This window comes from Candidatus Nanosynsacchari sp. TM7_ANC_38.39_G1_1 (genome assembly GCF_004138385.1).
In genome coordinates this window covers 1-11090 of the sequence record NZ_PQNZ01000023.1, presented here as the reverse complement: position 1 = coordinate 11090, position 11090 = coordinate 1, and the positions used below count along the sequence as shown (strand labels likewise).

The 11090-nt window shown below is 41.4% G+C and carries 8 protein-coding genes; 3 read left to right on the top strand and 5 right to left on the bottom strand.

Annotated features, from left to right (window positions below; all coding sequences use genetic code 11):
• Positions 1-82: 82 nt before the first annotated feature.
• The gene (locus tag G1ANC_RS02255; RefSeq protein ID WP_129693406.1) at positions 83-1339 is read right to left on the bottom strand and encodes a lipopolysaccharide biosynthesis protein; all 1257 of its coding nucleotides are present in this window, start codon (positions 1337-1339) and stop codon (positions 83-85) included.
• A 58-nt stretch (positions 1340-1397) separates the two neighbouring features.
• On the opposite strand from G1ANC_RS02255, the gene G1ANC_RS02250 reads away from it, so the two are divergent.
• From G1ANC_RS02250 to G1ANC_RS02240, 3 genes are read left to right on the top strand one after another with little or no spacing between them, the layout of a single operon-like run.
• Complete coding sequence (locus tag G1ANC_RS02250) at positions 1398-2786, top strand: DUF2142 domain-containing protein (protein ID WP_129693405.1); 1389 nt, start codon at positions 1398-1400, stop codon at positions 2784-2786.
• Positions 2787-2837: 51 nt separating this feature from the next.
• Positions 2838-3404, top strand: coding sequence for a hypothetical protein (locus tag G1ANC_RS02245; RefSeq protein WP_129693404.1), 567 nt, complete (start codon positions 2838-2840; stop codon positions 3402-3404).
• Entirely contained in the window at positions 3404-5677 is a 2274-nt protein-coding gene (locus G1ANC_RS02240; protein WP_129693403.1) for a hypothetical protein, read from the top strand. The genes G1ANC_RS02245 and G1ANC_RS02240 overlap by 1 nt, the downstream gene beginning before the upstream one ends.
• Before the next feature lie 5 nt (positions 5678-5682).
• Here G1ANC_RS02240 and G1ANC_RS02235 read toward each other — a convergent pair whose 3' ends face one another.
• From G1ANC_RS02235 to G1ANC_RS02220, 4 genes are all read right to left on the bottom strand, one after another.
• Entirely contained in the window at positions 5683-7881 is a 2199-nt protein-coding gene (locus G1ANC_RS02235; RefSeq protein ID WP_129693402.1) for a glycosyltransferase, read from the bottom strand.
• A 2-nt stretch (positions 7882-7883) separates the two neighbouring features.
• Entirely contained in the window at positions 7884-9107 is a 1224-nt protein-coding gene (locus G1ANC_RS02230) for a glycosyltransferase (protein ID WP_164997976.1), read from the bottom strand.
• A 180-nt stretch (positions 9108-9287) separates the two neighbouring features.
• Positions 9288-10454 (bottom strand): ABC transporter ATP-binding protein, encoded by a 1167-nt coding sequence (locus tag G1ANC_RS04015; RefSeq protein ID WP_164997975.1) that lies wholly within the window; start codon positions 10452-10454, stop codon positions 9288-9290.
• Positions 10454-11090: ABC transporter permease (locus tag G1ANC_RS02220; RefSeq protein WP_206660707.1), on the bottom strand; the 637-nt coding region annotated here is incomplete at its 5' end. The genes G1ANC_RS04015 and G1ANC_RS02220, both read right to left, overlap by 1 nt.

Genomic DNA, 11090 nt, shown 5'->3' with positions numbered 1-11090 from the left:
GATAATGCCTTAGCATCTGGAAACATGGTACACAATGCCTTACCTAGTTGTCCACCTGCTCCTAAAATTACGTATTTCTTACTCATAATTCCCCTTTATCTTTGTCAATTATTATAGCATCTTTTAGCGACCGCTTGTAGATGACCAACAAAAGTGCTAGTTGCAAAAAGCTGATTAGCATAAAAACTAGCACACTACCTAACATCGCCAACCGCTCAATCAAACACATAGACACCACTACCGCCAAAATATCCGTGAGTAGTAGTGTGTAAAATTGCCCCTTAAACCGACGCATAATTATCAGCAAATTAACATAAATTGATACAAAAGCGTTCGCCGCCGCGCCAATAACCATAATTGTCAAATCAAGGCGGAAATTATTGATATTGATGCCAAAAATAACGTTAAGCATCCAAACACCAATCAAATAGCTCAGGACAACTGAAAGTACGCCCATCCCAAAAGTTATTTGATTAATCTTACCAACAATTCGCGCGAACTCCTTCAATTTTCCTTTTGCTAATAACTCAGACAAATTCACGACATTCGGCTGAATGATAAACGATATGAAGAGTCCAAGGAGCGTAATTGGCATTGCCATAATTCCAAAATAACCAATTTGGTCAGGATGGGACTTGTCCAAAAAATACCGCGGGATATTGAGTGAAAACATCGTCAAAAACATCACAACAAATACCGCTGAAGTACGTTTCATGATTACGACAGCCTGACCGGCGTATTCTTTGATGAACTTTTTATTCATAGCAATAGCCTCAACACGTCGTACCCATAACACATCGTACAGAAGGATAATGAGCGCATTGACTAGCAATATCGCCAACGTGCCATACATGACATTTTTAGTTACAATATCAACCACTATAAATACCCCAAAACCAAGAATCGCTTTCATGGTTAGTGATATACCAGCGATATACAATTTACGATGGATTTGCAAAACACCATACAACGAATCGGCAATTGATTCTAAAATTTTAAAGGCTACCAAAATCATAATCAAGCCTGTTTTAGTAGCGTTATATCCATTCAATACACAAAACACCACTGCAGAAACTGCCACAATAAGCGATGCAACGAAACGCACAGCGACATAACCGCCACTGCAAAACTCCCGCTTGACATCAGATGCCTGATAAGTCCGACCACCCCATAAAGAAACCGCCCAAAACACCACTGAAAGTGATATTGCAAATGAAAACAGTCCAGAATCGTCAATGCCGTTTAGTCGAGTGATAACAATTAGCAATACTGGAGAGATCGCACTCTGTAACAATGAGCCTAGTGAGTTCCAGATGTAATCCTTTTTTTTCGACTGCATGTCATTAGTATAGCAAGTTTGCTCAATAAACTACTCTACTTTATAATTTGCTTAGTATATGAAAAAATATTGGCCTCGCTTTCTATCGTTTATTAAAAAGCCTGAAAACGTCTTTATATCTTTGTCTTTATTTTTTGGGGTGTTGTCGGCAGCCACCGTACCTCTGCTGTCAGTCAATGACGAAGGTGTACATTATATGCGAGCCTATGGGTTATCCCAAGGAAAAATTGAATCAGGAGTTGCCTGTACTTTACCTAAAGAAGTGGTATTAAAAGCAAAAGAAGCAGATGTAAATAATTTCGTAACTAGCTATAAGAAGATCATAAACCGCAGCGATACAGAGACAGGGAAATGCAGCAGCGCAACTGGCTATCCTCCAATTATGCATCTACCGCAGACAATTGGTATCATTTTGGCAAATCTCATACATGGTTCACTCGGAGTAACCATCATGTTCGGAAGATTAGCTAATCTAATATTTTACTCATTTACTCTTTACTTCATTATAAAATGGGTACGCGTTGGCAAATGGACATTCGTAGCAACCGGCCTATTTCCGCTAATGATACATTTGGCAGCGTCTCTTTCCGGAGATAGTGTGACAAATATCGCAATTTTTACCGCTATTGCTGCTACATTAAATCTCTTTAGCCAAAAAAGCCCGTTAACTCGACAACAGCAGTTGCTTATTATTGCTATAGCCTGCTTGTTAATTCTCACAAAGTCGGTAACAATACTCTTATTATCACCAGTCATTTTCTTGCCGAAGCGCCTCTTTGTTCCAGATAAAAAATCAAAAATATCTTTTATTCCGCAAAAATGGTTGGTTCTCTCAGCAGCAGTAATATTAGCAGGCCTTTGTTTAATAGCGTGGCTTCATGTATACACACAACCCTTACTCACCACTGGCACACCGCATAATCCGCTTCATAGCAATCCGCTCAAATTTATCCAGATATTATTTAATACTTACCTAAACCCAAACCTGCCCGTATCCGACGATATCCTGAGGGGCGTGATTGGCGCATTCTCTGCTTTTAAATATGGGTTGCCACTTTTTATATTACTACCCTCATTTTCCCTCCTCTTCCTCTCTCTCCTTCATTACAACAAGAAAGACCAGGAATTGTTAGGAGAGTGTACTAGTAAATTGGCAGTGTATAATTTAGCGACAATTGGATTGTTTGTTTGTGCAGTGTCGTATGCTATGTATACAGCATGGGCCTTATTGCCGTTTAGGTTTGGCGAGGGAGCGTATTATGCGGATGGTGTTCAGGGTAGATATTTTACAGCAACAGCAGCTATGTTGGTGCCGGTAGGGTTATGGCTGCAGAAGTATATTAATGTAAGGGCTAAGAACGAAAAAGTATTTAACCTTATTATGTTCTTTGGGCTAGCTTTAGTGCTTGGGTTTTATGTTTTTGAGACGGTGTGGACTTATAAATAAACTCGATCCAATCTTTGCACTTATGCTTGCTTGTGTTAAAATAATGTAAATATGAGAATTACAAATAAAAAACTTTCAAAAAAGCAAATCCTAGTAGCTACCCTTGCTGTAGCTGTCGCGATTTGCGGGAGTGTTTTCGCGCTTGATAAGATCGGTATTATCTCAATTTTTCCCAAAGAAACCGTACCAAATATCAGTAAAGAGCCAACGTCGCAAGAAAAAAAATCTGAAGAAAAAGCCAATCAAGATACCAAAGAATCATTCCTTAACACAGCAAAAGATAACGAAGAAAAGTCTGTTGAGAAAAGTAAACCTGCACCAGTACCAACAGACAACTCGTCAATCGAGCTCTCAGCCGATAAAGATGGGGATAACGTTACAATTATCGTAAAATTAAAAGAACAGGGTTATTCACAAGGCAAATGCTCTCTAGCTGTAGCCGCTAATGGAAAAAAGGTTGCGCAGAATGCTGATATTATATACCAGCCAGAATATTCCACCTGTGCTGGATTTTCAGTACCCGTATCTTCAGTCGGCAGTGGCCAATGGACTATTTCATTATCGGTAACTCCACTCAACGGCAAGCCTATAACTAAAACTTTAACAAAGGAGATTTAATGGTGAAAACGAGAATATTTATCTCTGCCATTGCCGTTGCTGCAATTGGTGTTTTTAGTTTAGTGTTTTTTGCTAATCAATCGAGTGCCGTCACCGCTAGCGATTGGCGCGCTGGCAACATCGTCGACGATTTTGTATTTACTAATTCTGATGACATGACAGTTGCTGATATCCAAGCATTCCTCAACAGCGTCAACCCAAATTGCGACACATACGGAACTGGGCACGCTGTCGAAAAAGGCAGAGGCGATATTACACGCGCACAATATGCCACTTCGCGAGGCTGGGCAGGTCCGCCTTATGTCTGTCTAAAAGATTATTATGAAGTTCCTAAATACTCGCCAGGCAACTACATTCCTGCCAATAACTTTAGCGGTTCAATACCAGCAGGAGCTGTTAGCGCAGCACAAATAATCTACGATGCAGCAAAACGCAATAACCTCAATCCGAAAGTTATCTTAGTTAAAATCGCTACTGAATCGGCCGGCCCGCTCACCACAGATAATTGGCCTTTGCAAAGCCAATATACTTACGCTATGGGCTCACATTGTCCAGACAGCGGTCCCGGCGGTAGCGCAAATTGCGACCGCAATTATGCTGGTTTCTCAATGCAAGTCGAATCTGGAGCCCAATTAATGCGCTGGTATCTCGACAACATGGAAAAACCGTGGTGGAGCTACAAGAAACCGTTCGCTACTAACTCAATTTTGTGGAATGTAGTGCAGCGCGGCTGCGGCGCTGGAGATGTATATATTGCCAGCAAGGCAACAGCTGCACTATATACTTACACTCCGTATCAGCCAAATCAGGCTGCTCTTAATAATATGTACGGACTAGGCGACCATTGCAGCGCTTATGGCAATCGTAACTTTTGGCGCGTTTGGAACGACTGGTTTGGTTCGACCCAATACAGCCGCCCGATCATTAGTTTCAAATCGCATATTAGCTACTATGGCTGGACTGGACTAGTACACAATCGCGGCATTACTGGCTTTACCGGCCAGAGCAAATCCATGCAAGCCTTCACTATTGACGGTGAAGTTACCTATTCATCGTATAGCGAGGAACGCGGTTGGCAGCCAACTGTATATGGAGGTATGCAGTCTGGCACAACCGATCTCAACCGGCCTATTCAAGTAGTCAAAATTCAACCAACTGGATCGCTTGCTGCAAAATATGACTTATACTACCGCGCGCATGTCAGCTATGTCGGCTGGATGGGTTGGGCAAAAAATGGCGAGCCAGCCGGCATAACGGGCGGACCTGGAAATAACATAGAGGCCTTAGAAATCCGGCTTGTTCACAAAGGATCTAGCGCTCCGGAAGGTTCAGGCCAAGCTTTCAAAAATGTTAATACAAAGGGAGATTCTTCACCGCTAGCAGCCTCGATTAGCTCGCACGTTGGCATGGTTGGCTGGCAACCAACAGTCACTGATGAAATGATTAGCGGCACTACCGGCCAAAGCCGTCGGATTGAAGCCGTCAAAGCTTCTCTTATTAATAAAACTGGCATTTCTGGCAATCTTCGTTACTCGTCTCACGTCTCATGGGTTGGCTGGCAAGACTGGAAAAATGCAAACGAAATATCAGGCACTACTGGTCAGTTCAAATCAGTCGAAGCAATTCGTTTTATGCTCACTAGCGACCTTGCAAAATCATACGATATCTGGTATCGTGCTTATTCGCAGTATGTCGGCTGGATGGGCTGGGCAAAAAATGGCGAGCCAGCCGGATCAACTGGTGCAACCAGACAGCTTGAGGCCATCCAGATTCGTATAGTGCCAAAAAAATCAATCGCCCTACCTAGCGGTGCATTCTACAACCCAGCCAATACGCCTGTCCCAGATTTGTATGATCTCAACTATGCAACTCACGTCAGCTACGTTGGCTGGATGCCGAACGTCTCTCAGGGTGTCATGTCTGGTACAACGGGGCGATCGTTCGCCGTTGAGGCACTACGCATTGCCAAAGCTATATCACAACGCGACGGATCGACCATCACCATACGCTGCTCGTCAAAATCGGCTAACGACCCTTGGTCGGCAGATATACCTGTGACCGAACAACAAATCTGCGGCACTACTGGCCAAACAAAAGCGCTCAATGGCATAAAACTATCCCTCAGTGAAACCGACGCCAAGAAATATGATATTTACTACCAAACTCACCTATCATGGATTGGTTGGCAAGAGTGGAAAAAGAACGGTGAGGTCGCCGGCGATAAACCAGGATCACACATTGAAGCTGTTAGAATAAAGCTTGTTGAAAAATAAAATCTCTATTTGTATATATCAACAATCCGCTGCTCAAGCCTACTCCACTGATAAGCTTGAGCAGTTTTTTGACCATTTTTAATGATTTTATCGCGCAGTTTTTTATCGTTTAGTAACTTTTCGACAGCTGCAACGCCCGCATCGATATCGCCTTGGCAATAAAACAGACAGTTGTAATCATCTTTCAGATATTCAACATTGCCACCATTTGGTACTACAACAGATACGCCGCCAGTCGCCATCATTTCAAGTGGCGGATATGAAAAGCTCTCAACGATACTAGTTTTAATCAAAATATCGCAGCTTGCGTACACTTCTCCAACTTTTTCTGGAGCAATACGATTATAAAATCTATCGACTCGGTACCAATCTTTTGGCTCCTTGCGGTATGATAAATACGAAATCTCAAATTTATCAGGGTCAAGCCTCTCAACGATACGAAAAGCTTCGTCAGTATTTTTATACTCACTTTTACTATCGCCTTCAATAAGTATCTTTATTTTGCCCGTAAAATCCCGTTCGCGATATGGGTACAATTCAAGATCAATTCCATTTGAGACATACTCGGATTCTTTATGAAAGACATCTTTCAACCACTTCTGACACCATAGTGACATCGTAATATACCGTATACCAGATTGATCGCAGTAAGAAGCGTTCGCTAAAAAGCGCGGTTCACCAGTACCTGGTATATAAAAATCCGTTTCAAAGTTTTGCACAAAATAAAGCCGATTACGAACATTAGGCTGCTTCTTAACTAGCTCGACAGTTGACCACAACGTTGCAACCTGCGTGTCGAAAAACGCTTTCATTTTAGTTTTGTGCGTAGCAACGACATTAAATCCAGGCAGCTCATATCTATAGCTATAGGTTTTCTTAGCGATTTTTAGAGCGTGTTTACTGACTGCGTCAATTAGCGTCACGTCCCAGCCGTGCCTTCTTAGCACATCAGCATGCTTTAAGGCGACAATTACTCCTCCTGAAATATCAGTTGAAGGCAGAACAAAACCGATATTTCGCGCCAAATGCTTTCTAACAAACGAAGCTAGGTTATAGCCAGTGTACACCGTCGAATAGTTATGAATTATCTCCTCGTGAGCTTTATCTGCAAGTTTACCGCGCAAAACCGAGTCTGATACTAGTAAGTCAAGCGCTTTAAACCACTCTGCGTCAGTATTGTTTACTAGTATGCCTGTTTCGTTATTCTGAATTTTCTCTGCAAAAGCGCCAATATTGCTGGCTATAGTTGGAATCTTTACAAGAGCCGCCTCAACCCATTTATTCTCAGATTTTGCGCGGTTAAAAATCGTATCAACCAGCGGCGCCAAAACAATATCGCACTCCGCCATAACAGCTGGCAATTCTCGCCAATCAACAAATCCTGACGTAATAAGACGCTCTTTATACGGATCAAGGGCGTCTGGAACATCCAGAATACCAGCAATCTTAAGATAAACTTGCGGATACTTTTCGAATATTTTAATAAGACTAGGAATAACGAGATCGAAATCTTCATTATGGGTAATGCTACCGCTAAAATAGCCGATAACAACTTTATCTCTGTCTTTACTAACCGCCTTAAGCGCTAAATTAGATAGCTTAATCATTTCATCAGATGCAACGTTGCGGTTAATCAGCACTTCACCCTTCGTGTAATGCTGTAGTTCCTCTTGCAGTTGAGCGGTCGTGGTAACAACATGATCGCACAACTCCAGCGTTTCGCGCATTCGATTAACACCGTCGTCGTAGAGCTGCTTATCATCGACACTCATCTGTTGAACATATTTAATTGAATCAGTATATTTCTGGTCAATTACCAAATCATCGATATCAAAAAAACAGGTTTTATTAAAATAATGCGCCTGCTTGATAAACTCGCGAATCGTATCAGTTATTGGGCAGCGGAAAAATACAAATCCGCGATAATACTTCAATTGATCAAGCGATAATCTATCATAAAAAACGCTTTCAACAGTTAACCCCTGCGACATTAGCTGCTCCATCTGGTGAGCAACTCGGTAGCGCTCTGGATGCGGCAAAGTGCAGCCGTTAATAAACAAAATATCTTTATATACTTGCTGTTTTTTATCAGGAAATTTATTATAATACGCATACTTTGCTGCGCGTTTTACAAAGCGGACAGCACCATCGTCTTTAATTATTACAACACTTTTCTTTACAAGATTATTAACTTTACGTATCATTATTACTCCTCCTTAGTTGTCATATATGGATTATGTAACGTTTTTAGACCTTTATCGCAAAGAGCTTTAGTTAGCAATCGGCTAGTTATTCTTGTTAATCCATCAATCGAAGCCAACTTATTCCGTTCAATAAATAGCACGGGAAGATCTATCGCACCTAGATTGTATCTAGCGGTTAGATAAATGTGTTTCGTAAAGGATCGCCGGCTTAGCGTCTGTATGCATTCTACTATTTTTTTATCTAAGATTGACGTAAGGTTTTCTATGACTCGGCTCTCGTCAGCTACAGACGGAACAACTGCACCGATATCAAGTCGCATCACATCGCCCATATCACTATAATTATCAATGTCTTTAATCATAGTCTCTGAGAATACTATTATATCAGCAGTTTCATCGCGAATGACATCGCCCACAGTGGTTGATTCGCTAAATAATACATTTTTTATGGTAAGATTTTGCGGCGTAGAATATTTTAGCCGCCACTGAGCGCCATATGTTGAATCGCGCACAACTTGAGCTTGGACTTGACGACACTTGATATCGTCATTTAAAGCTCTCTTCTGAGCGTCAATAACATAAGGTTTTGCGTCCAACCCTTGTGCAGTAGAATTTTTATGGACACGCCAATAGTAAAGTATTTGCGAAACATGTGCAATCTGCTGTGGCTGCAGTATTCTTGTTATGCGCAAAAAAAGCTCCCAATCTTGAGCTCCGTTGTAGTTGCTGTTTTCACCTTCCAACTCTAACAAAAGTTTCCGCTGCATGACAGCAAAGTGCGTAATATAGTTGACCGACCGCAAGAAATCAGCATTCCAATCAGGTTTGAAAAATGGTTGATATTGTCGTCCGCGTTCATCAAGCTTAATCTCGTCAGTATATATAAATTTTACATCTGGCAAATTATTTATCTTTTCGACAATTCGCAATAAAGCGTCTGGGTGCAGCACGTCGTCATGGTCAAGTAGCGCCACGTATTCCCCGCTAGCTTTATGGATACCGTAATTTGTCGCCCCGGCAATATGGCGATTGGCCTTAAGAAAAAAAGGCTTTATTTTTGCATTAGTCTTTGCTATAGCGCTGATTTCTTGTTTCAAGCCTGCATCAGGCGACGCATCATCAACAATAATCAATTCCCAATTATCGTATGATTGAGATTCAACCGACTGAACCATTTCCCTTAAATATTTCGTTGGAGTATTGTAAGCCGGCACAATAATCGACACTAGCGGCTGCCTATACAGCCTTTTGTTCGTACGAACAACCTTGTAATCACGCTGCCATAATTCGTATAGTTTACGCTGACGCGAATCAAGATAGTTGCGATATGGCGAAATCAATAACAGCAAGAAAGAGTAAAGCGCTCTATTGTGTTTTATCATATTTTTCAAGCGTTGTAGCATATTTTATTTCCATGTGTGATCTAGCTTCGTCACACCGCCCCAGCGGCCATGTCCATAATCGCGTTGGACTGAAAAAAACGGTCCTTCCTCGATAAAAGCAATCACCTTTGTATCATTAGCCCCCATCAAACCGGCCTTGATAAAATACCTGCCTTCATTAAGATTTAACTTTACAGTGTAGCGTGCTGATTGATCTTTGATAGCGCTAGTTTTTTCTTGGTAAGTATTCGGTCCGTAAACATACTCGCCGTTTTCACGAAAAATTGCAACGCCTACATGTTTAACACCCTTTTGCTGCCATGACAAATCTACCATCATAGCTTCTTCGAAATCATACATAGTCTTTTCTTTACCATCAATACCACGCAACACTATTTTGAACGGTACCGTCCCTTCGTTATCACTGTTTAATCCAGTCGTCCGGTCATAATTCTGGCTATTACTACGACTATATGCCGCCGCAATACGATACGGTTTACCAATCATTTTAACGTGGCCGTCTTCAATAAATACTGCTTTTGTACAAAACCTCTCGACTGCCGCCATATCGTGAGTTACTAAAATTACAGTACGTTTTTCACGCTTAAGCTTATCAAAGTACGAATAGCACTTCTTTTGAAAAGCCTCATCGCCAACCGCAAGCACTTCATCAAGCAACAAAATATCAGCATGAGCGCGAATTGCAATTGAAAAGGCTAAACGGACCTGCATACCGCTTGAATAATTCTTAAGCCGTTCTTCCATAAAGTCTTCTAGTTCTGCAAACTCAACAATCGCGCTATACATAGATTCCATTTCTTCATGGCTAAACCCTAGCAGCGCACCATTAAGAAAGATGTTTTCGCGGCCAGTTAGCTCTGGATTAAATCCTACGCCGAGCTCAATAAACGGCACTAGCGAACCGTGTACTTTAACGTTACCGCCATTTGGCGTATAAATACCAGCGATTGTTTTCAACAGCGTGCTCTTTCCTGAACCATTGCGGCCGACTATACCGAAAAAGTCTCCTTCGTTTATAGTAAAACTTATATCTTTTAACGGCGTAAACACACGATAGCCTTTGCGACCTTTTAGTATATTTATCAACTGTTGTTTAACACCCGAACTAGCTTCAAGCGGAATTTTGAAAGATTTCGTTAGTTTGCTAATCTCGACAATTGCCTTAGACATCAAACACTCTCCGCGAAGTACCGCTGGTTAGATCGAAAATAAAAAACCGCTAGCAATATTACGATGATAACTGCAACAAACGGCGTCAACATCACCGGAAACGACACCAAATCATACAGCTGAAGTGTTTGTTGCGTCACTAATACCTTACGAACATCTTGAACTACTTGAGCAACCGGATTAAGCATTAGCCATGAGGCAGCCCACGGCATTTGTTTTACAACCATTTGCAACGGATATATTACCGGAGTAGCATAGAATGCTGCTTGCAAGAATATTTCCCATAGATAACCGATGTCTCGATATTTAACGTTAAGCGTTGCTAGAAAAAATGCTACCGCCAATGAAAAGATATACAATTCAGCTATCAGAGGAATTATAAGCAACGCCTCTGCAGATATAGACACACTGTTGATTACGCAAAACACCAAAATAACGATTGTATTTATTATAAGATTGATAAATGCAGAAATAGTGCCGGATACAACAATAATAAATTTCGGGAAATTAATCTTGCGAATTAAGTCGCCCCGCGAAACTATTGATTGTAATCCTTGTACTGTTGCCTCGGTAAAGAAATTCCATAATACAATACCAACTAATAAATACACTGGAAAATGTTCAATATCTCTGCCT